This is a genomic window from Arthrobacter sp. GmRoot5-12 (genome assembly GCF_059739365.1).
Genome location: NZ_AP046056.1, coordinates 1,283,437 through 1,310,265 on the forward strand (window position 1 = coordinate 1,283,437; position 26,829 = coordinate 1,310,265).

Genomic DNA, 26,829 nt, shown 5'->3' on the forward strand with positions numbered 1-26,829 from the left:
CCCTGTACGGCACCACAGGGAAAGCGTCCGACGGCGGGTGGCAGGATGGGTGCATGACTTCCGCTACCCCTGACGCAACGCTGTCCGCCGCCGGCCCCGCCGTCGTCCTCACTATCGCCGGCTCCGAAGCCACCGGCGGCGCCGGCGCGCAGGCGGACCTGAAGACCTTCCAGGAACTGGGCGTCTTCGGCATCGCCAACCTGACCTGCATCGTGTCCTTCGACCCCAAGGACAGCTGGAACCACCGCTTCGTGCCGGTGGACCAACAGGTGATTGCCGACCAACTGGAGGCGACGACGGCGGCGTACGGTCCGGCGTCGGGCGCCCCTTCCGCCCTGGACACCGTGAAGATCGGCATGCTGGGCAGCCCCGCGACCATCAGCACGGTGGCGTCTGCCCTGCAGGAGAACAGCTTCGCCAACGTGGTCCTGGATCCGGTGCTGATCTGCAAGGGCCAGGAGCCCGGGCACGCGCTGGACACGGACCAGGCCCTGAAGGCGCAGATCCTGCCGCTGGCAACGTTCGTCACGCCCAACCACTTCGAGGCGGAGTCCCTGTCCGGCCTGGAAATCACCGACATCGAGTCGTTGAAGGCCGCCGCCGTCCGCATCCACGAACTCAGCGGCGCGGCAGTTCTTGCCAAGGGCGGGGTTCGGCTGGAAGGCCCGGACGCCGTCGACGTCTTCTACGACGGCGAAACCCTGGAAGTCCTCACCGCCCCGAAGGTGGGCGAAGTTGCCGTCTCCGGTGCCGGCTGCTCACTCGCCGCGGCCGTGACCGCGGAGCTGGCCAAGGGCGCCAGCCCGCTGGAGGCTGCACGGACCGCAAAGGACTTCGTCACCGCCGGCATCCGCAACCGCGTAGCCTCCGGCGCCCCGTTCGACGCCCTCTGGCAGGGCGGCGTCCGGTAGAACCGATCTCCCCGCGTCGGGTTCGCCGGAAACCCTCGAGATCGCCGGGAATTTGCGGCGAACCCGGCAGTTTCCGGCGAGCTCGACGTGTGGCTAGCGCCGGGGGATGTTGCGCAGGTTGCTGCGGGCCATGCTCACGGCCTCGCCCGCCCCGCGGTTCAGGACCACCTTGGACATGGCGGTGGCGAATCCGATCACCTGCGAGCCGGAAATCTTGGGCGGGATGGACAGCGCCTTGGGATCGGTGATCAGCTCCACCAGTGACGGGCCCGGGTGGGCGAAGGCCTCCCGGTACGCCGACTCGATCTGCGCAGGATCGGTCACCCGCACGGCATGGAAGCCCAGGGCTTTGGCCACGGCCGCATAGTTGGCGTCCGGCACGTCCACGCCGAAGTCGGGCAGCCCGTCCACCAGCATCTCCAGCTTGACCATGCCCAGGGTGGAGTTATTGAACAGCACCACGTTGACCGGCAGCTTGTACGCGGCCGCGGTGATCAGCTCGCCTAGCAGCATGGACAGCCCGCCGTCACCCGAAACCGAGATGACCTGGCGGCCCGGGTTGGCCAACTGGGCCCCGATGGCATGCGGGAGGGCGTTGGCCATGGAGCCATGCAGGAAGGACCCGATCAGCCGGCGGGTGCCCAGCGGGTTGATGTAGCGCGCGGTCCAGACGTTGCACATGCCGGTATCGGCCGTGAAAATGGCGTCCTCCGCCGCCACCTGGTCCAGCAGCGAGGCCGCGTACTCCGGGTGGATGGGCTGCTTCTTCTCCACTTTGCGGGTGTAGGCGCCCACCGCCTTGTTCATCAGCCGGTCGTGCTTCTTGAGCATCTGGTCCAGGAACCGGCGGCTCTTCTTCGCCTTCACCAGCGGCAGCAGTGCGCGCAGGGTGGGGAGCACCTCGCCGTGGACGGCGATGTCCACGTCCGTCCGGCGGCCCAGCCGGTGCGCCGCCCGGTCCACCTGCGCGGTCCTGGTGTCGGGCAGGAACTGGTCATACGGGAAATCCGTGCCGAGGAGGACCAGCAGGTCCGCGTCCTCGATCCCCTCCGCCGCGGCACCGTAGCCCAGCAGCCCGGTCATGCCGATATCGAACGGGTTGTTGTACTGGACAAAGTCCTTGCCGCGGAGCGAGTGCCCCACCGGCGCCTTCGCCAGCTCCGCGAGCGCCATCAGCTCGCTGTGGGCGCCTTCCACGCCGGCACCGGCGAAAATGGCCACCTTCCCGGCGTCGTTGATGGCGTCCGCCAGCGACTGGACGCTTGCCGGGTCCGGGACCAGGCTGGCCGGCCGGAACGTGGCGGGAAGCGGCGTGGGTGCCGTGGCTTCCAGGCCGGCGATGTCACCTGGAAGGGTCACGACGGCGACTCCGCCGAGTCCCAGCGCGTGCTGGATGGCGCTGTGCATCACGCGGGGCGCCTGCTCCGCGGTGCTGACCAGCTCCGAATACACCGAGCACTCGTTGAACAGCCGGTCCGGGTGGGTCTCCTGGAAGAAGCTGCTGCCGATCTGCTTGCTGGGAATGTGCGAGGCGATGGCCAGCACCGGCGCGCCGGACCGGTTGGCGTCGTAGAGGCCGTTGATCAGGTGCAGGTTCCCGGGGCCGCAGGATCCGGCACAGACCGCGAGCTTGCCGGTGAGTTGCGCCTCTGCAGCCGCGGCAAAGGCGGCCGCTTCCTCATGGCGGACGTGGATCCAGTCGATGCCGCCCTTCGCGGCGCCACCCGTCTGGCGGACGGCGTCCACGATCGGGTTGAGGCTGTCACCCACAATCCCGTAGATCCGCTGCACGCCGGCAGCCTGGAGTTGTTCGATGAGCTGGGTGGCAAGTTCCTTGGCCATGGGTGCAGACTCCCGCGTTTGTGGTGGTGGCTGACATGGCCCAATATAGTCCGCCCACCTGGGCTGGCACCTGACGGGCATGCAGAGGAGGCGTACGACGGCGGCCTGGCAGCCGCCGTCGTACGCCTCCTTGGGGAGCTGGCCCCCGGGTGCCGCTAAAGGCTACCGTCCGGCACCCACGCGCTCTTCGCCGTCGGCCGCGTTGGATGCCCATGCGTGGCCCTGTTCGGCGTCAAGGTGCGTGGCCTTCTTGTTCTTCAGGGCGAAGATGTAGACCACCAGCGAGATGGCGATCGCCACCGTGACGTACGTGAAGAAGAGGTCCTCCCGTCCGGACTTCTGGAAGGCGGCGCCGATCAACGGCACGGTTCCGCCGAAGAGGGAGTTGGCGATCGCGTAGCCCAGGCCCACGCCCAGGGCACGGATGGAGGCCGGGAAGAGCTCGGCCTTCACCAGGGCATTGATGGAGGTGTAGCCGCCCACGATCAGCAGGCCGCCCATCATCAGCAGGAACGCGGTGAATGGATCCTTGGTGCCGGCCAGCGTGGACAGCAGCGGCCAGGTGAACAGCACACCGGTGATGCCGAACCAGAGCAGCAGGGGCTTGCGGCCCACCTTGTCCGAGATGATGCCGTAGACGGGCTGCAGCAGCATGAAGATAAACAGGGCCCAGAAGTTGATCACGGAGGTGTCGGTCTTGGCGATGCCGGACGTATCGTTCATGAACTTCAGGATGAAGTTGGTGTAGGTGTAGAAGGCCACGGTGCCGCCAAGGGTGATGCCAATGCAGACCAGCAGCGGCTTCCAGTAGCCGGTGAACAGCAGCTTCATGGTGCCCGGCTGGGCCTGGCCGGCCACGGCGGGAGTCTTTGCGGCGTTGATCTGTTCGGCGGAGACGGTCTCCTCCATGGAGCGGCGCAGCCACAGGACAACAAGGGCCGCCACGCCGCCGATGGCGAACGGGATCCGCCAGCCCCACTCGTTGAGGTCGCCCTTGGGCATGGCGTTCTGCAGGATCACCAGGACCAGCAGAGCCAGCATCTGGCCACCGATCAGGGTGACGTACTGGAAGCTGGAGAAGAATCCGCGCCGCTTAGTGGTGGCCGCCTCTGACATGTAGGTGGCGCTGGTGCCGTATTCACCGCCCACCGAGAAGCCCTGGATCACCCTGATGAGCACCAGCAGGATCATGGCCCACAGGCCGATCACGTCCTGCGTGGGCAGCACCGCGATGGCGAATGAGCCGGCGGACATCATGGTGACGCTGAGCGTGAGCGCCGCCTTGCGGCCCTTGCGGTCCGCGTACCGGCCGAAGAACCAGGCGCCGATGGGGCGCATGAGGAACGACGTCGAGAACACGGCCATCGCTTCGAGGCCCGCCTGGAGCTCGTCCTTGGAGTTGAAGAAGTGGGCCTGGAAGTAGGCGGCGAAGACGGTGTAGACGTAGAGGTCATACCATTCCACAAGGTTGCCGGCGGAGCCCTTCAGGATATTGCCCACGGCCCGTCGGGTCTGGGCTGCCTCCGATGGGGGTGCGGTCTGTTGGGTGCTCATCGGCGAGTTCCTCCTTGTAGTGACGGCGGCCTCCGGCAGCGGAGGGCCTCATCCACGGTATGGGTGATCCACCGCACAACCAACGTCGTGGGGCATTTCCTAACACTTCCTTAGGATTCGGCGCCCGGCCCCGCTGTTCTGCCCGCTGCAGCCGGGCAAATCGGGCCGGCACGCGGTAATCTCACCAAGCGGGGGTGAACCGGACACCGCACTACAGCAAGGAAGATGGCCATGGACGTGCTGATCGTCGAGGACGACGACGCCATGGCCGGTGCCCTGACCGCCGCCGTCGAAAGCGCCGGCCATCACCCGCGGCGGCTGTCCCGGGGTGCGGACGCGCTGCTCTCGCACCGGAACTTCCAGGTGATCCTCCTGGACCTGGGGCTTCCGGACATGGACGGGCTGGAGGTGCTGCGCAAGCTGCGGCAGGTCACCGACGTGCCCATCCTGATCCTGACCGCCCGCGACGACGAACGCAGCGTGGTGCTCGGGCTCCGCTCCGGCGCCGACGACTACCTGGTTAAGCCCGTGAAGCTGGTGGAGCTGCTGGCCCGGATTGAAGCCGTGACGCGGCGGGCGGGACGGAGCCGCGGGACACCGCAGGAGGACGTTATTGTCCTGGACGACCTTGCCATCGACCTCAACCGGCGCACCGCATCCAAGGGCGGTGACCCGCTCCCCCTCACGGCCACGGAATTCGAACTCCTCGCACTGCTGGCACGGCATGCCGGCTCTGTGGTCACGCGTGAGCAGATCCTGGACGCCCTGTGGGGCGATGCGTTCCTGGCCTCTTCCCGGTCCCTGGACGTGCACCTCACCGGGCTGCGGGCAAAACTGCAGAAACCCGGTTTCATCATCAATGTCCGCGGGGTGGGCTACCGGGTGGAGGCGGCCGGCGCATGAGGCTCCGGGTGCTGGGCGTCCTCAGCGTGCTCTGCCTGGTGGTGGTCTTCCTGATTTCGGGGACCATCCTGGGGTCCGCCTCCCGCGAGCTGACGCAGGAACTCCAGATCAACCGGGCGGCGTCCCTGAACCGGCTGGCGCAGGTCGCTTTTGATGCCGCAGGCGACGGCGACACCGTGCGGCTGCAGCGGGAGATGGACACCTATTCCGGGCTTTACGGGGAAGGAATCGTAGTACGGGTCCAGCAGGACATCCTGGCGTCAGGCGGCCTGGATGCAGGGCGGTCCGACGTGCAGGATGCCCTGTCCCTTGCCCGGCTGAACGTGAGCAACACATCCCTGGAACCGCTGGAGCCCTTCGGCTCCAGTTCCCGCGTCATCTTCAGGCCCTTCGGCAGTGCCAGCCAGGTCCTGGGCGCCGTGGTCCTTGACGTCCGCGCCGGCACGGCGCAGCAAAAGCTCCGGGAGCGGTGGCTCGCGGTGGGTATCGCTGCGCTTGCCTTGGCCGCCGTGCTGTTGGTGGGCGCCGCGCGGGTCACCGGCTGGGTGCTGCGGCCCGTCCTGCGGCTGGACTCAGCGGTACACGAGCTGGAGCGGACCGGGCGGGCCGGGCGCCTCCCGGACGACGGACCGCCCGAACTGCGGGAACTGAGCCGGTCCTTCACGGCGATGGCACGGACCGTGAGCGCCAGCATGGCGGCCCAGCGGCAGCTGATTGCGGACGCGTCGCACCAGCTGCGGAACCCGGTGGGGGCACTCCGGCTGCGGCTGGACCTGCTCCAGCTCGAGCTGAAGACCGCCCGCGAGCACGACGCCGCCGAGCGCGCCCTGACGGAGCTTGAGCGGGTGGAGGAGATCCTGGACGGGGTCCTGAAGCTCGCCGCCGCGGAGCACAGGGCATCCGAAGGGTACCTGCGGGCGTCCGGCACTCCCGCAGACCATGCGGCCGCCCAGCCCGTGGACCCGTTTCCCATCCTCCAGGGGGAGCTGGAGCGGGCAGCACCGCTGGCGGAGCAGGCCGGTTGCCGGCTGGTCCTTGCCGCGGCGCCGCAGCCGGCGGCACTGGTTGCCTGCCACCCGGCAGAACTGGCGCAGATGGCCGGCGAACTGCTCAACAACGCCATCAAGTACGCCCCGGGTGCCACCGTCACCGCTGCCGTGCGGACGGAAAAGGACGCGGTGGTGGTGGAGATTTCCGACGACGGGCCGGGGCTTTCGGAGTCCGAGCGCGCCTCGGCTGCCACCAGGTTTTGGCGGTCTCCGAGGCACTCTTCGGTTCCGGGGACCGGACTGGGCATGACCATTGTGGGCGAGCTTGCCGCCGCGAACGGGGCCCGGCTGGTGCTGGCCGAAGCGGCCCCCCACGGTCTCGCGGCCCGGATCCGGTTCCCCACCCCATCGGCGGCCCAGCTGGCAGTTGGGTCCGGCAGGGATGGTGCCCGTGCGTGAACCTGGCGCCCCGGGCGGTGCTGCCGCCCACCCACGGCGGCGTTCCGTGCTCAAGTCAGCCCTCGCCGTCGGACTCTCCGCATGCCTGCCGCCTGCGCTCAGTGCCTGCACCGGCGGGGACCGGCCGGAGAGCCTCATTGTGGCGGGCGGCGAACCGGGCGGTTTCTACCTTGAGTTCGCAACCCTGCTGGCCGCTGCCCTGGAACGCCACGGATTGGCGCAGCACGCCAGGGCCGTGACCACCGGGGGAAGCCTGGACAACATCGCGGAACTGCGGGCTGGGCGCGCCGCGTTTGCCGTTGCCCTGGCGGACGCTGCGGGCCAGGAGCCGGGCCCTGATGCTGCCGGGATCGCCGCGATCGGCAAGGTGTACGAAAACTATGTCCACTGTGTAGTGCGGAAGGACAGCGGCATCCGGGACATCTCCGGTCTGGCCGGACGCCGGGTTGCCGTGGGCCAGCCCGGCTCCGGCACGTCGCTGACCACGCCGCGGCTGTTCGAAGCGGCGGGACTGGGTACCTCAACGGGTGCCGCGGCGCCCCCGGCCGGAAGCGCCGCCGTCGAAAACCTTGGCCTGAACGACGGCATCGCCGCCCTCAAGGCAGGGGCCGTCGACGCCCTGTTCTGGTCCGGTGGCGTTCCCACTGCCGCCATCGCCGCGGCACAGCAGGAGGTGGCCCTGGGCCTTCTGGACCTGTCCGGCCTGCTGCCGGAACTGCGGCGGCGGTACGGCGGCATCTACGACCGCGTGCTCATCCCGGAGGGCAGCTATCCCGGAGTGCCGGCGGTGTGGACGGTGGGCGCTCCCAACCTGCTCCTGTGCCGCCGGGACCTGGACAATGCCACCGTGGAGCGGACGGTGCAGCTGCTGGTGCATTCGGCCGCCGAGCTGATCCCCCAGTCCAGCCTGGGCGTGCAGTTCCTCAGCGCCGAGAGCCTCATCAACACCGCCGGGGTCCCCCTGCACCCGGCCGCGGCGGACGCGTACCGGGCGCTGCACGGCTAACCAAACGCCCGCTCACATTTGGCAGCACTTACGGCGACGCCCGCTCACGTTTGGCAGCACTTACGCCGACGCCCGCTCACTTTGGCCAAGAAAGTGAGCGGGCGTTCAGCGACAAGCTGCCAGAAGTGAGCGGGCGTTGTTCAGCTCCCCGAGTGGGCCTGCAGGAAGCTGTACACCTCGGTTTCGTCCACGCCCGGGAAGGCTCCCGGAGGCATGGCGGCGAGCAGGTGCGAGTGCGCCCGCGCTGAGGGCCACGCGTTGCCGGCCCACTGCGTGGCCAGTTCGGCTGGTGGCCGCTTGCAGCAGGTGGGATCCGGGCAGTTGGATGTGGCCCGCGCAGTGGTCTCCCGGCCGCGGAACCACTTCACGTGCTGGTACGGGACCCCGATGCTCAGGGAGAACTCCCCGGCGGCCGAGCGCTCGGTACGGGCGGTGCACCAGTAGGTCCCGGACGGCGTATCAGTGTACTGGCTGTACGCGCTGAACTTGTCCGGCACGTCGAACACCGCCCTCGACGTCCACGCCTTGCACGACGGCTGGCCCTCAATGGCGCCGGTATGGTCCTGGGGGAAGTTCACGCCGTCGTTCTCATACGCCTTGTAGATGATGCCGCTCTGGTGTGTCTTCTGGAAATGCGTGGTGATGCCCAGGTGCTTGGTGGCCAGGTTGGTGAACCGGTGCGCGGCGGTCTCGTAGGACACAGCGAACGCGTCCCGGATGTCCTCGACGGCGATTTCCTTGGCCGCCTTGGCTTTTTGCAGAAATTCCACGGTGGCCTGCTCGGGCAGGAGCAGGGCGGCGGCGAAATAGTTGGTGGCCACCCGCTGGGCCAGGAAGTCGCCGTAGTTCCGGGGCGTTTCGTGGCCCAGGACGTAGTGGCCAAGAGCCTGGAGCAGCACGGAGCGGGGGTCGTGGTCCTGCCGCTGGCTCTGGGTCAGGTAAATTCTGCGGTTCTTCAAATCCGTCACCGAGCGGGTGGAATGCGGCAAATCACCCACGTGGTGCAGGGTGAAACCGAGGTGCGCGGCGATATCTGCGATGACGTGCTGGCTCAGCGGACCGGTGGTGTAGCCCACCTCCTTGAGGACCTTCTGGGCCTCGGCTTCGTACTCCGGAAAGTAGTTCCCACGTTCCCGCATCATGGCCCGCAGTTCCCCGTTGGCGCGGCGGGCTTCCTCGGGGGTGGCCACCTGCTCGTTCATCTTCCGTTCGAGCTCATGCAGCAGCCCCACCTGGGCCTCCAGCACATCCAGCGGCAGCCTTGAGCTGATGCGGATTTTCGGCAGGTCCAGGGATTCGTAGAGCGGACCGCGCTGGTACCGTTCCAGCTCGATTTCCAGGGCGGCGCGGCGGCTGGGCGGCTCGGCCCCCAGCAGCTGGTCGATGGTGACATTGAGCGCCCCCGCGAGGTGCTGGAGCAGGGTCAGCTTGGGTTCACGTTTGCCGTTTTCGATCAAACTGAGCTGGCTGGGAGCGGTGCCGACGGCGGCGCTCAGGTCATCGAGCGTAAGCCTGGCTTGTTTGCGCAGATGGCGGACGCGGCGACCCAGGGCAATGACGTCCAGTTCCGGGGCGGCGGTGGACGACGGCTGGGAAACGTCCCTGTTCCAGCTTGAAGGTGACATTTCTGAAGAATACGTGAAGAACTGCATTTCTTTCCACCCTTTTTCTCTAGAAAGGGGGTTGGAAGTGCTGAAAAGTAGTTGCTACGGAAAGAAACACCGCACCGGAAAAGCCGGTGTGAACCGCAACGGCGCGGTTCCCACCTACCCCATCCGGAGCTCAATCAAGGAGATCAACGATGACTGCAGCATTTGAGCCCACCCAGCAGACGCCCGAACAGCAGGCCGCCGCCCTGGAGCTCGAGTGGGCCGCCAACCCCCGCTGGGAAGGTGTGACCCGGGACTACTCAGCCTCCGACGTCGTCCGTCTCCGGGGACGTGTCTCCGAAGAGCACACCCTGGCCCGCCGCGGTTCGGAGAAGCTGTGGAAGCAGCTCACCGAGGAGCACAAGACCGGCGGCTACACCAACGCCCTTGGTGCCCTGACGGGCAACCAGGCCGTGCAGCAGGTCAAGGCAGGCCTGCGTGCCATCTACCTCTCCGGTTGGCAGGTGGCGGCCGACGCCAACAACTCCGGCCACACCTACCCGGACCAGTCGCTCTACCCGGCCAACTCCGTTCCCACGGTGGTCCGCCGCATCAACAACGCCCTGCTCCGGGCGGACCAGATCGAGTTCTCCGAGGGCATCCAGACGGTCGAGGACTGGATGGTGCCGATCGTCGCCGACGCCGAGGCCGGCTTCGGCGGCCCGCTGAACGCCTACGAACTCATGAAATCCATGATCCAGGCCGGCGCGGCCGGCGTTCACTGGGAGGACCAGCTCGCCTCGGAGAAGAAGTGCGGCCACCTCGGCGGCAAGGTGCTGATCCCAACCCAGCAGCACGTCCGCACCCTGAACGCCGCCCGCCTGGCAGCCGACGTCGCCGGCACCCCCACGGTCGTCATTGCCCGCACCGACGCCGAGGCAGCCACCCTGATCACCTCCGACGTCGATGAACGCGACCAGGAATTCATCACCGGCGAGCGCACCGCCGAGGGCTTCTACAAGGTCCGCAACGGGATCGAACCCTGCATCGCCCGCGCCAAGGCCTACGCCCCGTACTCCGACCTGATCTGGATGGAGACGGGCACCCCGGACCTGGAGCTGGCCCGCAAGTTCGCCGAATCCGTCAAGGCCGAGTTCCCGGACCAGATGCTCTCCTACAACTGCTCGCCGTCCTTCAACTGGCGCAAGCACCTGGACGATGCCACCATCGCCAAGTTCCAGCGCGAACTCGGCGCCATGGGCTTCACCTTCCAGTTCATCACCCTGGCCGGCTTCCACGCCCTGAACTACTCGATGTTCGACCTCGCCCACGGCTACGCCCGTGAAGGCATGAGCGCCTACGTCGAGCTCCAGGAAAAGGAATTCGCCTCCGAATCCCGCGGCTACACCGCCACCAAGCACCAGCGCGAAGTCGGCACCGGCTACTTCGACACCATCTCCACGGCGCTCAACCCCAACGCCTCCACCCTCGCCCTGGTCGGATCGACCGAAGAGGGCCAGTTCCACTAACGCTTACGACGGCGGCGCTTCCGTCCGGCCTTCGGACCGGCATCGCTCTGCCTGCTATTCCCCACGTCCGGCCTTGGGCTCGTAGAACTCGCCGAGGCCGGACGCAGGGCCCCTTTTACGCAGGCTGCCGCGACACCGGCTCCTCGGCCTCGTGCCTCAGTCGCCACCCTGCTGCTACCCGCCGTCGAACTTCCCTTTCGTCTTTAAGGAGACTGAAATGAACAGCTTTACTGACAGCTTCACGATCAATGGCATTACCTTGACCGCCCAGCCCATTTGCCGGCAGGACGAGGTGCTGACTCCGGACGCCCTCTCCTTCATTGCCAAGCTGCACCGGGCCACCGCTGAGCGGCGGCAGGAGCTGCTGCAGGCACGGCGGGCACGGCGGGCCGACATTGCCGCCGGGGCGGACCCCCGCTTCCTGCGGGAGACCGAGGAGATCCGGAATGATCCGTCCTGGCGGGTGGCTCCCCCGGCACCCGGGCTGGAGGACCGCCGTGTGGAGATCACCGGCCCGGTGGACAAGAAGATGACCATCAACGCCCTGAACTCGGGCGCGAAGGTGTGGCTCGCGGACATGGAGGACGCCTCCACCCCCACCTGGCGGAACGTCATCAAGGGCCAGCTGAACCTCACCGACGCCCTGGAACGCCGGATCGACTTCACCAGCGAAGAAGGCAAGGAATACAAGCTCCGCCCCGCCGGTGACCTGCCCACCATCGTGGTCCGCCCCCGCGGCTGGCACCTGCCGGAAAAGCACATGCTCATCGACGGCCAGCCCATCGCCGGCGGCATCGTGGACTTCGGCCTGTTCTTCTTCCACAACGCCCGCCGCCTCCTGGCGCTGGGCAAGGGCCCGTACTTCTACCTGCCCAAGATCGAGAACCACCTCGAAGCCCGGCTCTGGAACGACATCTTCATCCTGGCCCAGGACCTGCTCGGCATCCCGCAGGGCACCATCCGCGCCACGGTGCTCATCGAAACCATCACCGCGGCCTTCGAAATGGAGGAAATCCTCTACGAACTGCGCGACCACGCCTCGGGCCTGAACGCCGGCCGCTGGGACTACATCTTCTCCCTGATCAAGAACTTCCGCACCCGCGGCCCCCGCTTCGTCCTCCCGGACCGCGGCCAGGTCACCATGACGCAGCCGTTCATGCGCGCCTACACCGAACAGCTGGTCAGGGCCTGCCACAAGCGCGGCGCCATGGCCATTGGCGGCATGGCCGCGGCCGTTCCCAACCGCAAGGACCCGGAAGCCAACGCCAACGCCCTCGAAAAGGTCCGTGCGGACAAGACCCGCGAGGCCAACGACGGCTTCGACGGTTCCTGGGTAGCCCACCCGGACCTGGTGCCCGTCTGCCGCGAAGTCTTCGACGGCGTCCTGGGCAACAAGCCCAACCAGCTGGACCGGCTCCGCGAGGACGTCACCCCCGATGACCGCGCCCTGATTAACGTGGCCGCCACCACCGGCACCATCACCGAGCAGGGCATTCGGAACAACATCGAAGTGGGCATCCGCTACATCGAGTCCTGGCTGCGCGGCAACGGCGCGGTGGCCATCCACAACCTGATGGAGGACGCCGCCACCGCCGAGATCTCCCGGTCCCAGCTCTGGCAGTGGATCTACGCCCGGGCCATCACGGACCACGGCGAGATCATCAGCCACGAATGGGTGGTGGAACTCCTGGACGAGGAATTCGCCCGGCTGGAGCGCTTCGACGGCGACCGCTTCGAGGACGCCCGGGACATCTTCGAAGAAGTAACGCTGGCCCGTGAGTTCCCGTCCTTCCTCACCCTCCCCGCCTACGCCCGCTACCTCACCGAGGCCCGCGAAAAGGCCACCGTCGAGGAGCTGGCCGCAGCCTAGCCAGGGACCAGCACCACACACTTCCGTCCGCCGGGCCGGCACGCCCTCCGCAACAGGCCCCCCGAAATCCGGGGCGCCGGCCCGGCGACGGAGCAACCGCCACACCCCCGCTCACTTGGTGCGGGAAAACCAAGACGCCCGCCCGCTTTCCCAAAGAAAGTGGGCGGGCGTTTGAGTGGCGGAACGTTCGACGGCGGACGCCCGCCTCAGCGCCCTTTCGGCACCTTCCGCACAGACAGGGTAGTGCTGACGAAGAAGGCCAGTACCGACACCAGGATGACCAGCAGTGCGGGAGTCCATGATCCCGAGCTGTCGTGGACGAAGCCCACCAGCGGCGGGGCCACTGCGGCGAGGCAGTAGCCCAGGCCCTGGACGGTGGCGGACATCCGGCCGGCGGAAGCCTGGTCGCGTGCCAGCTTGATGATGGCGATGAAGATCAGGGTAATGCCGCCGCCCTGCGCAATGCCGCCGGACGTGGACCACAGCCACCAGAGCTCAGGCAGCAAAAGCAGCCCGAGGGGAACCGCCAGCCACAACGTACCCAGGGTGACCGCCACCGCCGTCGTACTCATGTATTTGGCCGCGAAGGGCACGCCGAGGCCGCCCACGATGGCCAGGATCTGGAAGATCGAGGACGCGGCGCCCGCCTCGGACGTGGACATGGCGAGCTCGTCGTGGAGGTAGCTGGGCAACCATGCCGTGACGCCGTAGTAGGAGAACGCCTGGCCGCCGAAGCCGGCCGTGAGGCCGAAGGTGGTCCAGCCCGAACCGGCCGCCCGGGGCAGCGGCGCGTCCCCGCCGTCGTCCCCCGATACCAGGAACGCCGTCCGCGGTCCCACGGCCAGGACCCACACCACCACCGCGGCGACTGCCAGGACGGCGACGGCGGCCAGGGCCAGCCTCCACCCCGTCACGGCCGCCAGCGGGGCCATGGCCACCGAGGTCAGGAAGGACCCGATATTCAGGGCGGCGGTGTAGATTCCCATCGCTGTCCCCTGCCGGCGCGGCGCAAAATCACGGCGGATGATCAGCGGCACCGCGATGTTCCCCACGGTGATGGCCAACCCGATGACCACCGTGCCGGCCACCACCAGCACCGGGCCCCCGGCGGAGCGCACCAGCACGCCCGCCAGTACGCCCAGGATGGTCAGCGTGACCGCGAACTCGGCCCCGAATTTCCGGGCGGCCAGGGACGCCAGCGGAGCCGCGAGCGAGAAGCAGAGCACCGGAATGCTGGTGAGCAGTCCCAGCAGGACCGGCGAAAAGTGCAGTTCCGCCTGCATGGGGTCCACCAGGGGCGCGACGGCGACGAAGGGGCCGCGGAGGTTCAGCGCCAGCAGGCCGATGCAGGCCAGCAGGACCCAACTCTTCGGGACACGGGAGAGGACGTGGCCGCTCACAGGGGCAAAATCGGGAATGGGCGTGGATTCATCACTCCCATTGCTATCATGCCCGGCGTGACGGGAGTTTCAGGCACCCTGCCATACGATGAACGTGACCCAAGGACGTAGGACACCGCGAAGGACAGCCATGACGCACCGCCTTGCCATCCTCGACGACTACCAGGACGTGGCCCACGGCTTCGCCGACTTCGCGGCCCTGGAGGCGAAGGATGTCACCGTGACGTCCTACCGGGAGCCCTTCACATCCCCGGATGCGCTGGTGTCGGCGCTGGCAGACACCACCATGGTCATCGCGATGCGCGAACGGACGGCCTTCCCCCGTGAGGTGTTCGAAAAACTGCCGGCGCTTGAGCTGCTGGTCACCACCGGGATGGCGAACGCCTCCATCGACCTGGCGGCAGCTGCTGAACACGGGGTGACGGTGTGCGGTACGCCGGGTTCGCCCTCCGCTGCGCCGGAACTGACCTGGGCCCTGCTGCTGGCTATCGCCCGGCACCTGCCGGCGGAGGAAAACTCGCTCCGGGCGGGCACCTGGCAGTCGACGGTGGGGGTGGAGCTCGCCGGCAAAACCCTGGGCATCGTGGGTCTGGGGAAGATCGGCCGGCGGGTGGCCGCCTACGGGCAGGCGTTCGGCATGGACGTGGTGGCCTGGAGCCAGAATCTCACGGCTGAGGACGCCGCACAGGCCGGCGCCCGGCTGGTGTCCAAGGAGGAGCTCTTCACGGCAGCCGACGTCGCCACCCTCCACCTGCGGCTCTCCCCGCGGTCCGAGAACACCGTGGGCGAGGCCGAGCTGCGGCTGCTGGGCCCGGACGGCATCCTGGTGAACACCGCCCGCGGCCCGCTGGTTGACCAGGACGCGCTGGTCACGGCGCTGAACCAGGGGTGGATCCGCGGCGCCGCCCTGGACGTCTTCGACCAGGAGCCCCTTCAGGCCGGCCATCCGCTCCTGGCCGCGCCGAACACCGTGCTCTCCCCCCACCTGGGCTACGTCACCCAGGAAAGCTACCGGCTGTTTTACGGCGGCGCCCTTGAGGACATCACCGCCTGGCTCGCCGGCGCCCCCATCCGGACCCTCACCGCCTGACCTGGAAGAAACGCATGACCCACACCATCCGCAGGGCAACAACGGACGACGCCGGCCCGCTCGCCGCCCTGGCTTCCGTCACCTTTCCGCTGGCCTGCCCGCCGTCGTCGTCACCTGCCGACATCGCCGCGCACCTGGCCAACACGCTCAGCGAGGAACACTTCAAGGGATACCTCGCGGACCCGGACACCACCATCCTGGTCATCGACGCGGACGGCCGGCTCAACGGCTACAGCCTGCTGGTGGACCGGCCAGCCGCGGATCCGGATGTGGCGTCCGTCCTGACCCTGCTGCCGTCCGTGGAAATCAGCAAATGCTACGTCCACCCGGACTACCACGGACTGGGCGCCGCCGCCGAACTCATGCATGCCAGCCTGGCGGCTGCCGCAGCGTCCGGCGGCGCCGGGGCATGGCTGGGTGTCAACAGCCAGAATGCCCGCGCCATCCGCTTCTATGAAAAGTCCGGCTTCCGGAGGGTGGGTACCAAATCCTTCCGGCTGGGCAGCACAGTGGAGCATGATTTCGTGCTGGAGCGCGCACTGCCGTAGCGGTCCAGGTCCTTGATTAGCAGCGCCGCTGTCAGTGCAGCCTGCTGGCGTTCGCGCCGGCGCCCACCCTTTCCACCGGGTAGGCCAGCGGCGGACGCGGTTCGTCCAGGAGTTTCAGCCCCGGCGGGAGACCGTCGATGGTGCCGGTGGATCCGGCGGCGCTGATGGTCACCCGGCTGCTGTCCAGCAGGACGTTTTCCGCCCGGAACGAGCCCACGGACTCCGGCAGGATCGGTGCGAGGTGCACCACCCCGCGGGTGAAGACGGGGTCGAACCGGAGCAGGATCCGGGCGAGCTGCACCGGCGCGGCCGCAGCCCAGGCTTGCGGTGAGCAAGCGGTGGGATACGGAACGGGGCCGGGAAATTCGCCGCGGTCAAAGCCGCAGAACAGTTCCGGCAGCCGGCCGTCAAAGTGCTCGGCAGCGTCGAGGATGCCCAAGGCCACCCGCCTGGCTTCGTCCACGAATCCGTAGCGCATCAGCCCGGTGGCCACCAGCGCGGTATCGTGTGGCCACACCGAGCCGTTGTGGTAGCTGACGGGGTTGTAGGCGCCCATGTCCGACGCCAGCGTGCGGATGCCCCAGCCCGTGAACATCTGCGGGGACATCAGGTTCTCCATGACGGACGTGGCTTTGTCCTCGTCCACCACCCCCGTCCATAGGCAATGGCCAATGTTGGAGGTCAGCGCATCAACATGCCGCTTGTCCTTGTCCAGTGCCACCGCGAAGTACCCCTTGTCCGGCAGCCAGAACTTCTTGTTGAACTCCTCCTTGAAAGCTGCCGCCTTTCCGGCCCAATGCTGTTCCAGCCCCGAATCGCCGCTCCAGTGGGCCAGCAAGGACCTGCCCAGGTAGGCGGAGTACACATAAGCCTGGACCTCGCAGAGGGCGATCGGCGCCTCCGCGATGGTCCCATCCGCGAAGTTGATCCCGTCCCAGGAGTCCTTCCAGCCCTGGTTCACCAGGCCATGGTCGTTGGGACGAAGGTATTCCACAAAGCCGTCGCCGTCGCGGTCGCCGTACTTTTCGATCCATTCCAGGGCCCGGTCCGCGTGCGCCAGCAAGGGCTGGATCGCATCCCGGGAGAGCCCCCACCGGCTCAACTCGCCCAGGGTGGAGACGAACAGGGGGGTTGCGTCGACGGTGCCGTAATACGCGGTGCCGCCCAACGACAGGCCGGCGGTGACACCAAGCCTGACCTCGTGCGGTATGCGGCCGGGTTCCTCCTCTGAGTCCGGGTCAACCTTCTTCCCCTGGATCCCGGCCAGGGTCTGCAGCGTGCCCAGCGCAAGGTTCGGGTTGACCATCAGGCTCATGTAGGAAGTCAGCAGCGAATCCCGTCCGAACAACGCCATGAACCAGGGCGCACCTGCGGCTACGGCCGCGCGGTCGGGGTGATGGGCGTCGAAGATCCGCAGGGCACCAAGATCGCTCTGGCTCCGGTTGAGCACGTTCTGGAAGCTTGCGTCCTCGACGCTGATCCGCGGGACGTTCTCTTCCCAGGCCAGATGCCGCCGCACACCTTCCCGGTGGTGCGGAAGCTGCCCTTCCTTGAAGGGCTTTTCCGGCGCCTCCCCGTTCACCAGCGGCACCACAATCACGCTGGTGGCCCATTTGCCCCGGGCAGGGACGGTGATGTGAAAACGCAACCCGTCCGTGTCCACCTCTGCACCCCGTGCCCCGATGGCGGAGCCCCGCTGCTGGCCATGCCGTGATGCCTCGATGATGAGCTTTCCATCCACCACGGTGCGCGTTGTATCGTCCGGGCCGGTGGTCCGCCCGCCCTTAACGTCGAAGAGATCGGCCTGATCCGCATCCACGAGGAGTTCGATGTCGCACTCAACAGGCTCCGCCGCGTAATTCTCCAGGCTGATGTCATCCTGCAGGCCGGGCCCGATGTGGCGGACCTGACGGACCACCAACGGGCTGTCGAACCTGCCCCCGGGCCACGCGGCACGGCCAACGAACGTGGCCTCGAACGGATGCGGCCGCTGGGCAGACAGCGGCTCCCGCATCGAGCCGTTGATGCGCAGCACCCAGCGGGAGATGATCCGGGTGTCCTGGAAGAACGCGCCGTTCGTGCCGGCGTCTGGGCTGATGTCACCGGTTCCGGCCGATATGCAAAACGAAGAACCCTCCAGGACGGTGACGGCGCCGACGTCCGACCCGGAGGCCTCGTTGTCTTCGTTCCAGGCGGTCATGAAGGACTCCCTTCTCAGGCGATTTGCTGCCGGGGAGCCGGAAGGCCGCCCGCCCCCTTAACGATTTTGGTGCACGGGCGCGGCATCCGGAACCCCTCCGGGCAATCTGCCCGCCAGCAGTTCATCAAAGAGCCTCAGGTGCTGCGCCACCATCCGTTGGGCATTGAACCTCTCCTCCACTGATGCCCGGCACCGTTCCCTGCTCAAGCCGGCTGCTGCCTCAACGAAGCCGGGCAAATCCTCTGTCTGCCCCAGGAAGCCCGTCCGGCCATGCTCCACGATCTCGGGCGCTGAACCGATGCGCGTCCCGACGACGGGAGTGCCCGTGGCCAGCGCCTCGATCATCACCAGGCCGAACGGTTCGGACCACTGGATGGGGTTGAGGAAGGCCGTGGCCTCGCCCATCAGGCGGTACTTGGCGGCATCGTCCACTTCCCCCACGAAATCCTCGTTTGGGCCCAGCATGGGCTCGATGACCTCCCGGAAGTAGCGGACCTCGTCCTTCTCCCGCATCTTGACCGCTATCTTCAGGTGCATGCCCACCCTGCGGGCGATCGTGATGGCCTCAAGCAGCCCCTTGTCATGGCATGCGCGCCCCACGAAGCACAGGTAACCGCCGCGGCCGCTTCCCACCGGGACAGTGGAAACGTCCATGCCGTGATGGATCACCTGGGTGACGGGAACCTCGGGAGCGTGTGAAGCCTGGTCGCGGGAGATCGCCACGATTGCCACATCCGGCGCCATGGCCCGGTACAGGTCCTCTGCCTGCTTGTGGAGCGGGCCGTGGATGGTGGTGACCACCGGAACCTTGGCCGGACGGTGGGCGTAGAGCGGGCCGGCGAGCGTATGGTCGTGGATGATATCCACGTCCTGCAGCCCCTTGTAGGCCCGGATCACGTGGCTGAGTTCGGACATGGTTGAGCCAAGCTCGTCCCGGGACGCCGGCCGCATGCCCGGCACCAGCGGCACGGGGCATGTGCTTTCGGAAGGGGCGGCGAGCAGGACCTGGTGTCCGGCGGCCGCGAAGCCACGCGCCAGGGTGTCCACCACCCTTTCGATGCCGCCGTAAGTCAACGGAGGGATGGGAATCCAGGGTCCCGCAATCAGTCCAATTCGCATGTCTGGCCTCCAGGGAAGGGGCCCGAGCTCCCCAGCCGCCAGGCGCATCAACCCGCGGGACCGTTGGGGTCCCGTGGTGTTCTCATTTTGTTTGGCGTCTGCTTCACCTAACTCCGACTATTGCCCAGGATTGCCCCGGCCACAAGAGCGGATGTGTGCCATCTCATAAGGCGCCGGCGGAATGGCCGCAGGCGCGGCCCGGTTGTGCAAGGCATGAAGATTGAGATCTGGTCTGACGTTGCCTGCCCGTGGTGTTTCATCGGGAAGCGCCGGTTCGAGGCGGCCCTGGCAGCATTCCCCCACCGTGACGCCGTTGAGGTGGTGTGGCGGAGCTACCAGCTGGATCCCACCCTGCCGGAACACTACGACGGGACCGAGCTGGAGTACCTGAGCAGCCGCAAGGGCATGCCGTCACGGCAGGTCGCGCAGATGTTTGAGCACGTGGCGGAGCAGGCAAAAGGCGAAGGCCTGGACTACCGCTTCGACAAAGTGGTGGTGGCCAACAGCTTCACCGCGCACCGCCTGATCCACCTTGCAGCGGCGCACGGCCGGCAGGATGCGGCCAAGGAGCGCCTCCTGAGCGACCACTTCGAGCACGGCAAGGACATCGGCAGCCGGGAATACCTGTCCTCCCTCGGCAACGATCTTGGCCTGCCGTCCGATGAGGTGGAGGAGCTCTTCACCACGGACAAGTACACGGACGAGGTCCGGTTCGACGTCCAGGAGGCACAGGGCCTGGGCATCAGCGGCGTGCCGTTCTTCGTGATCGACCGCAAGTTCGGGCTGTCCGGAGCCCAGCCGGCGGAGACGTTCACCGCCGCCCTCGCCCAGGCCTGGCAGGCTGCCAACCCGCTGGTCCTGGTCAACTCCTCCGACGGCGGCGCCTGCGGCCCCGACGGCTGCGCGGTGTAGCGCCTTTTACTGACACATCGCGGTAAAGTGTCTGCATGCCCAGGATTTCAGCGGCCAGCAATGCCGAACAACGCGCGGACACCCAGCGGCGCATCCTCACCGCTTTTGGGGAACTCCTCTTCACCCATGGCCTCCCGGGGTTGACCATGACAGACGTGGCCAGGCATGCCGGGGTGGGCCGCACGGCCGTCTACAACTACTACGCAGACATCGAAGAACTCCTGATCTCCTACGCCCTGGATGAGACCGAGAAGTTCCTTTCCGACCTGCGTGAATCGTTGGCCCGGCTGGAGAACCCCGTGGAACGGCTGGCCCTGTACGTCCGCGCCCAGGTGGTTGACCTCAGCCGCCGCCACCTCCCGCCCGGACCTGCCATGGGGGCGGTGCTGTCGCCGTCGTCCTTTGCCAAGCTCTCGGACCATGTAGGCGAGCTGAGCGTCCTGTTGCAGGACATCCTGCGCGACGGCATGGAGCAGGGGTACCTGCCGGTGGCGGACGTGGGCCAGCAGTCCCAGCTGATCCTGGGGACCCTGTCCTCCAGTGCGGCCAGGGGCAGCGACGAGCCGGCCGAGCTGGAAGCCCGCGTGGCCAGGACGGTGCGCTTCATCCAGTTGGGTGCGGGTGCGCGGTTCGACGACGACGGGCGGCCCATCCGGGTGGCGCAGCTTCCGCCAGCGGCGCAGCTTCCGGCAGTGGCGCAGCTTCCCGCAGTGGCCGGCTAAGGACCGGCTGGCTGGAGGTCAGGCCGCGGGGGTGACAGGCAGTCTGTTGGTGTCCGCTATGCGCCGGCTTTCCCGGGGGCAGCTGAGCTTTCCCGGCGTCTGGTCCACCAGATCCGGCGGGACCAGTGCCTTGTAGTCCTGCGCCAGGATCACGTCCACGCTGGCGTCGGTCCTGCCGTCCTGGAAGTAGTCCGACCCCGGCACGTTGCGCTGCACGGTGAATGCCGCCGACTGTCCGCCCGCACCTGACACCACGGCCGCCACACCCCGGTAGCCGGCGTTGGTATTCGAGACGTTCCCCACCACGAACTTCCGCGCCAGGAACTCGTCCGCCACCGAGCGCGCCAGCCCGGCCCTGGTGGTGGAGTTGTAGACGTTGAGGTTGATCTTGTCGTTGGGTACGTAGTCGAACATGGAGGCCGGGCAGGAGGAAACCGGTGCCGGGGCGGGCTCGGCGGCGGGGATCTTCAACCGGCCGTTGATGATGGCCATGGCAATGATGATGCCTGCGGCGATCAGGCCTGCCAGGAGGACCAGCACCACCCCGTGCAGCACGCGGCGGCGGACCCGGGCGGTCTCATCGGCATCCGCGGCCGCTTCCATGGCGGCGCGCAGCTCAGGGCCGGAAACAACATGGTGGCCATGAAGGACACTCGGGTCCTTCGGCCGCCCCCTAGCCATCGAGCACCAGGACCCGGGCGTGGATCGCGGTGCGCTGGTGCAGGGCGGTCCGGACCGCGCGGTGCAGGCCGTCCTCGAGGTAGAGGGTCCCCTTGTACTGCACTACGTGCGGGAACAGGTCGCCGAAAAATGTGGAATCCTCCGCCAGCAGCGCTTCCAGGTCAAGGGTGCGCTTGGTGGTGACCAGTTCGTCCAGCCGGACCGGTCGCGGCGGCAGCGACGCCCACTGCTTGGGGGTGCTGTAACCATGGTCGGGGTAAGGGCGGCCCTCGCCCACAGCTTTGAATATCACCATGCCACAGTAGGCACCGCGCTGCCCCAGCGAAAGTGGCAGGGCGGACCGGCGCCAGGTTGTAGCCAAACAGTGACCATATGCCATGCGCCCCGGCCGTAGGGCGGACACACAGCGGCAGCGCCTGCCGTGCTGACAGAATGGAACCATGACAGTATCCGAGTCCCCTGCCGCGCCCGTGCCCGGAATCCGCCAGCCGTCCGCGCCGCCGCTGGCGCTCCTGCTTGACGTGGACGGCCCCGTGGCCAGCCCGCTGACGCGGGACGTCAAACCGGACATCATCCTGGACCTGGTGGCGCTGGCCGCAGCCGGCATCCCCGTCATTTTCAACACCGGCCGTTCCGACGCCTTCATCCGCGAGCAGGTCATGGAACCGATGATCGCCGCCGGCATTCCAGCCGGAACTGTCATCCATGCCGTCTGCGAAAAGGGTGCGGTCTGGTTCAGCTACACCTCTGCCGGCCCCGGCCCCATCCACGTGGACCGGGAGCTTGCCGTTCCGGCGGCGTACGGCGACGACATCCGCCGGCTGGTGGCGGAGGACTATGCAGCCCACATGTTCTTCGACGAAACCAAGCGCGCCATGGTGTCCGTGGAGCAGCACATCGATGTGCCCAGCGCGGACTACCTGGCCGAGCAGAAGCTCTTCGACGCCGAGGCCATGGCGCTCATGGGGCGCCACGGGCTGGGCGTTGTCCGCCTGGACCACCACGCACCGAACTCCGACGACGAGGTGGACTACCGCGTGGACCCCACCATCATTTCCACGGACATCGAGTCGGTGCGGCTGGGGAAGGATCTTGGCGCCAGCCGGGCGGTGGAGCTGCTGGCGGCCCAGGGCATCACGCCGCAGGCGTGGCGGACGGTGGGCGATTCCCGCACCGACTACGCCATGGCGGACTGGCTGCACCATAACGACCACCCGGTGAAGCACGTGGATGTGCGGCCGGCGGACGGTGTGCCGGCCAAGCCCTATCCGGTGCTGACCGCAGCGGACCTCGGGCTGGAGGAAACAGTGATCCACGACGACGCCGGCGGGGCCTTCCTGCGCAGCTGGCGTGAGGCGCTGGACGCCTGAGCCCCCTGCCGGGCCGCCGTCGAAACGTCGCCAAGGGGCTTCAACCGGGCCCCGAAACCTTCCGTTACTCCAGCAGGACTATCATGCAGTTAAGAATGCCCACTTCCACCAGCTCGGAGACAACCATTACAGAAGCACCGGTCCAGGACGAGGTCTACTACGGCGGCCAGGCGTCCGTGGAGGAACAATTTCACGCCGAGATCACGTCTCCGGCGGCAGAGCAGCGGCTCAGGCACCGCCCCGATGTCATCCGGCACAAGGGCCGTTTTGCCCTGATCAATGACACCAGGACTCCGTACCAGGCCATGGTGGAGGACCTGCTGTTCCTCCGCAATGTCCTGGCGAACGCGGGCCTCAACTATCTGCTGGTCCGTGGCAACAACGACCGCCCTGTCCTGGCCCTGGACTGGAAGGACCGGAAGAAGCTCCGGGCCGCCCTGGTGGAGGCGTGCCGGGACGAGCCCTTCTATTCCATGACCGTGGACGCCAAGAAGAAGACGTCTGTCCTGGTGGCCGACGGGGAGCTCTCGCCCAACCGGCAGGGCCGCATCTTCCGCCTGTACCGGCCCCGGGTGGAGCCGGTGGGCGGCTTCGAGTTCGGCGCCTCTGCCGGGGTGCAGATCGAACTCTGGTCCTTCGAGGGCGAGGAACTCATCCTTCCCATCGAAAACTCGCTGACCCGCAGGACCCTGCTGCGCCAGGACGCCGTCCGCGGCACCGTGGAACGCTACGGCCATACCTGGCCCACCATCGAGAACATGTTCGCCGACCACGCAAGCGACATCAGCTTCGACATCGACCTCGTCTTCTCCTGGGTGGACGGAAGCTCCCCGGAATACATTGCTGCCCGCCGCGCGCAGCAGCAGGGCGTCGTCCTGGGCGAAGGTGACGACCACGAGGCCCGGTTCCGGCAGATCAATGAACTCAAGTACGCGCTGCGGTCCGTGTACATGTTCGCGCCGTGGATCCGCCGCATCTTCATCGCCACCGACTCCCCCGCGCCTGCCTGGCTGGCAGAGCACCCGTCGGTCACCATAGTCCGCAGCGAGGAGTTCTTCGCTGACCCCTCCGTGCTGCCCACCCACAACTCCCAGGCCGTGGAGTGCCAGCTGCACCACATCGAGGGGTTGTCCGAGCACTTCCTCTACTCCAATGACGACATGTTCTTTGGCCGCCCCGTGGGCCCTGACATGTTCTTCACGCCCGGCGGCATCACCAAGTTCATCGAGGCGGAAACCAGGATCGGCCTGGGTGAGAACGCCGCTGAGCGCAGCGGGTTTGAGAATGCCGCCAGGGTGAACCGCAAGCTCCTGTGGAACCGGTTCGGCCGGATCACCACCCGCCACCTGGAGCACACCGCCGCGCCGCTGCGGCGCAGCGTGGTGGCCCAGATGGAGGAGGAGTTCCCCGCGGAGTTCAGCAAGACGGCAGCCAGCCGCTTCCGCGCTGCGGACAACATCTCCGTGACCAACTCGTTCTACCACTACTACGCACTGCTCACCGGCCGGGCCGTTACACAGACAGCCGCCAAGGTCCGCTACGTTGACACCACCATGCGCTCAGGGCTGAAATACCTGCCCAAGCTGCTGGCCAAGCGGAACATGGACTTCTTCTGCCTGAACGACGGGAGCTTCCCGGAGATCAGCGCGGACGAGCGCGCCGAAGTGGTCACGGACTTCCTGGAAAGGTACTTCCCCATCAAGGCGCCCTGGGAGAAGTAGCCCGGTCCAGGCTGTAGTCACCGCCTGGTGGACGCTCCGAGCTTGGCGTTGCCGCGCTGCTTGGTGGTCTCCGGGATCCGGATCCCCGCAGCCTCCAGCCGCCGGGCCGTTTCCTCGGGTGACACGTACTCGCCCACCGTTGGTGAAGCGCCCAGCGGGACCACGGAGTGCACGATGGTGTGCTCGTAGACGTGCACCAGGTTGAAGGCCTGGCCGCCGTCCTGCCCGCGCGTGCCTCCTACCGGGACGTTCAGGTCCTGGGTGTAGCAGGAGGCGGAAGCGACCGAGACGGGGACGCCGGCGAAGCTGGCCGTAGTGGAGTAGTGCAGGTGGCCGGCCAGGATGGTGCGGACGTCCGAGTTGCGGACCACTGCCTCCAGCGAGGCCTGGTCGCGCAGTTCCACAAGCACGGAAAGGTCAAGCACGGACGGGACCGGAGGGTGGTGGAGGGCCAGGATGGTGCCGTCCGGGGCAGGGGTTTCCAGCTGCCGGGCCAGCCAGTCCAGCTGGGCGCCGCTCAGTTCGCCGTGGTGGAAGCCCGGCACAGTGGTGTCCAGCGTGATGACGCGCAGCCCATTGATGAAGTAGCTGTGGTCCACCGGCTCGTCGCTGCCGGGCTGGTCGAGCAGGCCCTTGCGGAAGTTGGCCCGGTCATCGTGGTTTCCCATGGCCCAGATGACCTGGGCGCCGAGCTCCTTGCAGGCAGGGTCCACAATGGCCCGCAGTTTCACGTAGGCCCGGGGATCGCCTTTGTCAGCGAGGTCGCCGGTGAAGATGACGGCTTCCGGCCTTGCGCCGGATGCTTTGACTTCGTCGAAGAGCTGGATGAGCCTGGCTTCGCTGTCGACAGTTCCGTAGAGGGGGTCTGGACCTCCCAACAGGTGGGGATCGCTCAGGTGGAGTAGGAAGTGGCGTGGCCGGGGGTGTTCGGCCTCGATGTGCTCCATTGCTACCTCTATGGTCGGTGGGAAGCCGTTCTTCCCTTGTACCCTTCAGTAATATTTATCCAATCAGACATTTGGCAAACTTGGGGTAAATCGCCGGAGCTGATGTGGAAAAAGTTGGAAGAACTGCGCTTTTGCAGACCCGGTTCGGCCAGACCGCGTTTATCCGAGCTCCTGCTCGACCGCGTCGATGACCTCGGCCGAGTCCGGTTCAACGGTGGGGGCAAAGCGGGCCACCACCTCGCCGTCGCGGTTAACCAGGAACTTCTCGAAATTCCACTTCACCAGCCCCGGCAGCAGCCCCGTTTTGAACTTGGTGAGCTCGGTGTAGAGCGGGTGCTGATTCCTGCCCCGGACATCGGCCTTGGCGGTGAGCGGGAACGTGACCCCGAAATTGCGTTCGCAGAACTCCGCGATGTCGCGGTCGGTTCCGGGCTCCTGCCCTGCGAACTGGTTGCACGGAACGCCCAGGACCTCGAATCCGCGGTCCCGGAACTTCTCGTAAAGGGCCTCCAATCCGGCGTACTGGGGGGTGAAGCCGCAGTTGGAGGCCACGTTGACCACCAACACCACTTTTCCCTTGAACTGGCTGAAGTCCGTCCGGGTGCCGTCGTTGAGGACCAGCGGGATGGGATACAGCGGCGCATGCCGTCGGGTCTGCGGAAGGTTGCTCATATGGACAGTTCGTTGCCGACGTCCCACCGTACGGGTCCAAAGTGAAGATTTCCTAGGCCGGCGGGGTGGTGGCCGTCGCGCTTGGCGTCATGGTTGACGAGGTGGTTGCCGTGGGCTCGGGTTCTGCCGGCGGAAGCGCCAGGGTTGGGGTTGGCGTGGGGCTCGGGGTCGGGGTCGGGGTCGGGGTTGGTGTCGGTTCGAGGGTTGTCTGCGCCGGGCTCGGGGTTGGGGCCGGTTCGAGGGTTGTCTGCGCCGGGGTTGGGGTAGCGGCCGCTGGAGCGGTGGGCGATGGTTCAGTCGGCGTCGGAGTTGGACCAGGGTCACTGGGCGACGGCGACGGCGTCGGGCTGGGTGAGGCCGTCGGAGTTGACGTTGAAGTTGCCGGGTCAGTCGGCGACGGCGTCGGGCTGGGCGAGGCAGTTGGATCACTCGGCGAGGCCGTCGGAGTTGCCGGGTCCGACGGGCTGGGCGAGGCCGTCGGAGTTGCCGGGTCGGTCGGTGACGGCGACGGGCCGGGCGCGGGGTCCGTGGGCGACGGCGACGCGGCACTCCCCGAAGGTTCAGCGGGTGGCGGGGCCGTCGACGTCAATTGCGCGTCAGGGGGCGCAAGCACTACACCCGTCGCCTCCGAGGGCGCAGGTGCCGGTGCAAGCGGCAGGAGTGGCGGGAAGGGTGAAACCTGCAGCCCGGCAGCGGGGATTTCTCCGCCCGGATCCACCCGGAGGGGGATGGTCCAGCTGATCCTGCCGGCAGACAGCCCCTGGCCGGGCGCATAGGAGACCATGTCGGCAGGAA

At 67.3% G+C, this 26,829-nt stretch carries 23 protein-coding genes; 13 read left to right on the forward strand and 10 right to left on the reverse strand.

Annotation, left to right across the window (positions count from 1 at the left end; all coding sequences use genetic code 11):
* The first annotated feature begins 53 nt into the window (after positions 1 to 53).
* Positions 54 to 911 (forward strand): hydroxymethylpyrimidine/phosphomethylpyrimidine kinase, encoded by an 858-nt coding sequence (locus AC6JAM_RS05705; protein ID WP_268002562.1) that lies wholly within the window; start codon positions 54 to 56, stop codon positions 909 to 911.
* A gap of 93 nt (positions 912 to 1,004) precedes the next feature.
* On the opposite strand, the gene AC6JAM_RS05710 is transcribed toward AC6JAM_RS05705, so the two are convergent.
* Positions 1,005 to 2,753 (reverse strand): pyruvate dehydrogenase, encoded by a 1,749-nt coding sequence (locus tag AC6JAM_RS05710; protein WP_268002561.1) that lies wholly within the window; start codon positions 2,751 to 2,753, stop codon positions 1,005 to 1,007.
* Positions 2,754 to 2,915: 162 nt separating this feature from the next.
* Entirely contained in the window at positions 2,916 to 4,307 is a 1,392-nt protein-coding gene (locus AC6JAM_RS05715; RefSeq protein WP_497934259.1) for an MFS transporter, read from the reverse strand.
* Positions 4,308 to 4,538: 231 nt separating this feature from the next.
* Here AC6JAM_RS05715 and AC6JAM_RS05720 point away from each other — a divergent pair, with 231 nt between their 5' ends.
* The 3 genes from AC6JAM_RS05720 to AC6JAM_RS05730 are packed head-to-tail and all read left to right on the forward strand — an operon-like array spanning position 4,539 to position 7,664.
* Positions 4,539 to 5,210, forward strand: a complete 672-nt coding sequence (locus AC6JAM_RS05720; protein WP_497934260.1) for a response regulator transcription factor — start codon at positions 4,539 to 4,541, stop codon at positions 5,208 to 5,210.
* Positions 5,207 to 6,658 (forward strand): sensor histidine kinase, encoded by a 1,452-nt coding sequence (locus AC6JAM_RS05725; RefSeq protein WP_018770813.1) that lies wholly within the window; start codon positions 5,207 to 5,209, stop codon positions 6,656 to 6,658. The genes AC6JAM_RS05720 and AC6JAM_RS05725 overlap by 4 nt, the downstream gene beginning before the upstream one ends.
* Entirely contained in the window at positions 6,642 to 7,664 is a 1,023-nt protein-coding gene (locus AC6JAM_RS05730; RefSeq protein ID WP_497934261.1) for a TAXI family TRAP transporter solute-binding subunit, read from the forward strand. Before AC6JAM_RS05725 ends, AC6JAM_RS05730 begins: the two co-directional genes overlap by 17 nt.
* A gap of 140 nt (positions 7,665 to 7,804) precedes the next feature.
* On the opposite strand, the gene AC6JAM_RS05735 is transcribed toward AC6JAM_RS05730, so the two are convergent.
* Positions 7,805 to 9,316: a helix-turn-helix transcriptional regulator gene (locus AC6JAM_RS05735; protein WP_056392189.1), complete on the reverse strand. Its 1,512-nt coding sequence runs from the start codon at positions 9,314 to 9,316 to the stop codon at positions 7,805 to 7,807.
* Positions 9,317 to 9,465: 149 nt separating this feature from the next.
* Here AC6JAM_RS05735 and aceA point away from each other — a divergent pair, with 149 nt between their 5' ends.
* Positions 9,466 to 10,782: an isocitrate lyase gene (gene aceA / locus AC6JAM_RS05740; protein ID WP_018770809.1), complete on the forward strand. Its 1,317-nt coding sequence runs from the start codon at positions 9,466 to 9,468 to the stop codon at positions 10,780 to 10,782.
* 217 nt (positions 10,783 to 10,999) lie between these two features.
* Positions 11,000 to 12,652, forward strand: a complete 1,653-nt coding sequence (aceB, locus tag AC6JAM_RS05745) for a malate synthase A (RefSeq protein ID WP_497934262.1) — start codon at positions 11,000 to 11,002, stop codon at positions 12,650 to 12,652.
* A 206-nt stretch (positions 12,653 to 12,858) separates the two neighbouring features.
* On the opposite strand, the gene AC6JAM_RS05750 is transcribed toward aceB, so the two are convergent.
* Positions 12,859 to 14,052: an MFS transporter gene (locus tag AC6JAM_RS05750; RefSeq protein WP_018771875.1), complete on the reverse strand. Its 1,194-nt coding sequence runs from the start codon at positions 14,050 to 14,052 to the stop codon at positions 12,859 to 12,861.
* 130 nt (positions 14,053 to 14,182) lie between these two features.
* Between AC6JAM_RS05750 and AC6JAM_RS05755 the strand changes: the two genes are divergently transcribed.
* Together AC6JAM_RS05755 and AC6JAM_RS05760 are read left to right on the forward strand one after the other, a co-directional pair.
* Positions 14,183 to 15,142 (forward strand): D-2-hydroxyacid dehydrogenase family protein, encoded by a 960-nt coding sequence (locus AC6JAM_RS05755; protein WP_056392191.1) that lies wholly within the window; start codon positions 14,183 to 14,185, stop codon positions 15,140 to 15,142.
* Positions 15,143 to 15,156: 14 nt separating this feature from the next.
* Positions 15,157 to 15,690 carry a GNAT family N-acetyltransferase gene (locus AC6JAM_RS05760; RefSeq protein WP_056392192.1) on the forward strand — a complete coding sequence of 178 codons (534 nt, stop codon included), beginning with the start codon at positions 15,157 to 15,159 and terminating at the stop codon, positions 15,688 to 15,690.
* A 31-nt stretch (positions 15,691 to 15,721) separates the two neighbouring features.
* On the opposite strand, the gene AC6JAM_RS05765 is transcribed toward AC6JAM_RS05760, so the two are convergent.
* Together AC6JAM_RS05765 and AC6JAM_RS05770 are read right to left on the reverse strand one after the other, a co-directional pair.
* Complete coding sequence (locus AC6JAM_RS05765) at positions 15,722 to 17,890, reverse strand: amylo-alpha-1,6-glucosidase (protein ID WP_056392194.1); 2,169 nt, start codon at positions 17,888 to 17,890, stop codon at positions 15,722 to 15,724.
* A gap of 57 nt (positions 17,891 to 17,947) precedes the next feature.
* A complete protein-coding gene (locus AC6JAM_RS05770) occupies positions 17,948 to 19,009 on the reverse strand; it encodes a glycosyltransferase family 4 protein (RefSeq protein ID WP_056392196.1) in 1,062 nt (353 codons plus the stop codon).
* A gap of 213 nt (positions 19,010 to 19,222) precedes the next feature.
* Here AC6JAM_RS05770 and AC6JAM_RS05775 point away from each other — a divergent pair, with 213 nt between their 5' ends.
* Both AC6JAM_RS05775 and AC6JAM_RS05780 read left to right on the forward strand, forming a co-directional pair.
* Complete coding sequence (locus tag AC6JAM_RS05775; protein ID WP_056392197.1) at positions 19,223 to 19,921, forward strand: DsbA family oxidoreductase; 699 nt, start codon at positions 19,223 to 19,225, stop codon at positions 19,919 to 19,921.
* 35 nt (positions 19,922 to 19,956) lie between these two features.
* Complete coding sequence (locus tag AC6JAM_RS05780) at positions 19,957 to 20,643, forward strand: TetR/AcrR family transcriptional regulator (RefSeq protein ID WP_134165163.1); 687 nt, start codon at positions 19,957 to 19,959, stop codon at positions 20,641 to 20,643.
* An 18-nt stretch (positions 20,644 to 20,661) separates the two neighbouring features.
* Here the strand turns inward: AC6JAM_RS05780 and AC6JAM_RS05785 are convergent, their stop codons facing one another.
* Positions 20,662 to 21,324 carry a LytR C-terminal domain-containing protein gene (locus tag AC6JAM_RS05785; RefSeq protein WP_056392200.1) on the reverse strand — a complete coding sequence of 221 codons (663 nt, stop codon included), beginning with the start codon at positions 21,322 to 21,324 and terminating at the stop codon, positions 20,662 to 20,664.
* Positions 21,317 to 21,616: a type II toxin-antitoxin system VapB family antitoxin gene (locus AC6JAM_RS05790; RefSeq protein WP_026266165.1), complete on the reverse strand. Its 300-nt coding sequence runs from the start codon at positions 21,614 to 21,616 to the stop codon at positions 21,317 to 21,319. Before AC6JAM_RS05790 ends, AC6JAM_RS05785 begins: the two co-directional genes overlap by 8 nt.
* Before the next feature lie 148 nt (positions 21,617 to 21,764).
* Here AC6JAM_RS05790 and AC6JAM_RS05795 point away from each other — a divergent pair, with 148 nt between their 5' ends.
* Positions 21,765 to 22,694 (forward strand): hypothetical protein, encoded by a 930-nt coding sequence (locus AC6JAM_RS05795; protein ID WP_018771866.1) that lies wholly within the window; start codon positions 21,765 to 21,767, stop codon positions 22,692 to 22,694.
* Between the two features lie 95 nt (positions 22,695 to 22,789).
* Complete coding sequence (locus AC6JAM_RS05800; protein WP_018771865.1) at positions 22,790 to 24,415, forward strand: stealth family protein; 1,626 nt, start codon at positions 22,790 to 22,792, stop codon at positions 24,413 to 24,415.
* A 17-nt stretch (positions 24,416 to 24,432) separates the two neighbouring features.
* On the opposite strand, the gene AC6JAM_RS05805 is transcribed toward AC6JAM_RS05800, so the two are convergent.
* A complete protein-coding gene (locus tag AC6JAM_RS05805) occupies positions 24,433 to 25,362 on the reverse strand; it encodes a phosphodiesterase (protein ID WP_018771864.1) in 930 nt (309 codons plus the stop codon).
* Between the two features lie 159 nt (positions 25,363 to 25,521).
* Positions 25,522 to 26,034, reverse strand: coding sequence for a glutathione peroxidase (locus AC6JAM_RS05810; protein WP_018771863.1), 513 nt, complete (start codon positions 26,032 to 26,034; stop codon positions 25,522 to 25,524).
* 65 nt (positions 26,035 to 26,099) lie between these two features.
* Here AC6JAM_RS05810 and AC6JAM_RS05815 point away from each other — a divergent pair, with 65 nt between their 5' ends.
* Positions 26,100 to 26,810, forward strand: a complete 711-nt coding sequence (locus tag AC6JAM_RS05815) for a hypothetical protein (protein WP_497935990.1) — start codon at positions 26,100 to 26,102, stop codon at positions 26,808 to 26,810.
* The last annotated feature ends 19 nt before the right edge of the window (positions 26,811 to 26,829 follow it).

What these genes read in the sequence shown, in the direction of transcription:
- AC6JAM_RS05810 (WP_018771863.1), bottom strand. Translation starts at nt 26,034, where the DNA reads ATGAGCAACCTTCCGCAGACCCGACGGCATGCGCCGCTGTATCCCATC.
- AC6JAM_RS05755 (WP_056392191.1), top strand. Translation starts at nt 14,183, where the DNA reads ATGACGCACCGCCTTGCCATCCTCGACGACTACCAGGACGTGGCCCAC.
- AC6JAM_RS05735 (WP_056392189.1), bottom strand. Translation starts at nt 9,316, where the DNA reads ATGCAGTTCTTCACGTATTCTTCAGAAATGTCACCTTCAAGCTGGAAC.
- AC6JAM_RS05730 (WP_497934261.1), top strand. Translation starts at nt 6,642, where the DNA reads ATGGTGCCCGTGCGTGAACCTGGCGCCCCGGGCGGTGCTGCCGCCCAC.
- AC6JAM_RS05775 (WP_056392197.1), top strand. Translation starts at nt 19,223, where the DNA reads ATGAAGATTGAGATCTGGTCTGACGTTGCCTGCCCGTGGTGTTTCATC.
- AC6JAM_RS05760 (WP_056392192.1), top strand. Translation starts at nt 15,157, where the DNA reads ATGACCCACACCATCCGCAGGGCAACAACGGACGACGCCGGCCCGCTC.
- AC6JAM_RS05725 (WP_018770813.1), top strand. Translation starts at nt 5,207, where the DNA reads ATGAGGCTCCGGGTGCTGGGCGTCCTCAGCGTGCTCTGCCTGGTGGTG.
- AC6JAM_RS05765 (WP_056392194.1), bottom strand. Translation starts at nt 17,890, where the DNA reads ATGACCGCCTGGAACGAAGACAACGAGGCCTCCGGGTCGGACGTCGGC.
- AC6JAM_RS05785 (WP_056392200.1), bottom strand. Translation starts at nt 21,324, where the DNA reads ATGGCTAGGGGGCGGCCGAAGGACCCGAGTGTCCTTCATGGCCACCAT.
- AC6JAM_RS05720 (WP_497934260.1), top strand. Translation starts at nt 4,539, where the DNA reads ATGGACGTGCTGATCGTCGAGGACGACGACGCCATGGCCGGTGCCCTG.
- AC6JAM_RS05710 (WP_268002561.1), bottom strand. Translation starts at nt 2,753, where the DNA reads ATGGCCAAGGAACTTGCCACCCAGCTCATCGAACAACTCCAGGCTGCC.
- AC6JAM_RS05770 (WP_056392196.1), bottom strand. Translation starts at nt 19,009, where the DNA reads ATGCGAATTGGACTGATTGCGGGACCCTGGATTCCCATCCCTCCGTTG.
- AC6JAM_RS05800 (WP_018771865.1), top strand. Translation starts at nt 22,790, where the DNA reads ATGCCCACTTCCACCAGCTCGGAGACAACCATTACAGAAGCACCGGTC.
- aceA (WP_018770809.1), top strand. Translation starts at nt 9,466, where the DNA reads ATGACTGCAGCATTTGAGCCCACCCAGCAGACGCCCGAACAGCAGGCC.
- AC6JAM_RS05795 (WP_018771866.1), top strand. Translation starts at nt 21,765, where the DNA reads ATGACAGTATCCGAGTCCCCTGCCGCGCCCGTGCCCGGAATCCGCCAG.
- aceB (WP_497934262.1), top strand. Translation starts at nt 11,000, where the DNA reads ATGAACAGCTTTACTGACAGCTTCACGATCAATGGCATTACCTTGACC.
- AC6JAM_RS05805 (WP_018771864.1), bottom strand. Translation starts at nt 25,362, where the DNA reads ATGGAGCACATCGAGGCCGAACACCCCCGGCCACGCCACTTCCTACTC.
- AC6JAM_RS05780 (WP_134165163.1), top strand. Translation starts at nt 19,957, where the DNA reads ATGCCCAGGATTTCAGCGGCCAGCAATGCCGAACAACGCGCGGACACC.
- AC6JAM_RS05705 (WP_268002562.1), top strand. Translation starts at nt 54, where the DNA reads ATGACTTCCGCTACCCCTGACGCAACGCTGTCCGCCGCCGGCCCCGCC.
- AC6JAM_RS05715 (WP_497934259.1), bottom strand. Translation starts at nt 4,307, where the DNA reads ATGAGCACCCAACAGACCGCACCCCCATCGGAGGCAGCCCAGACCCGA.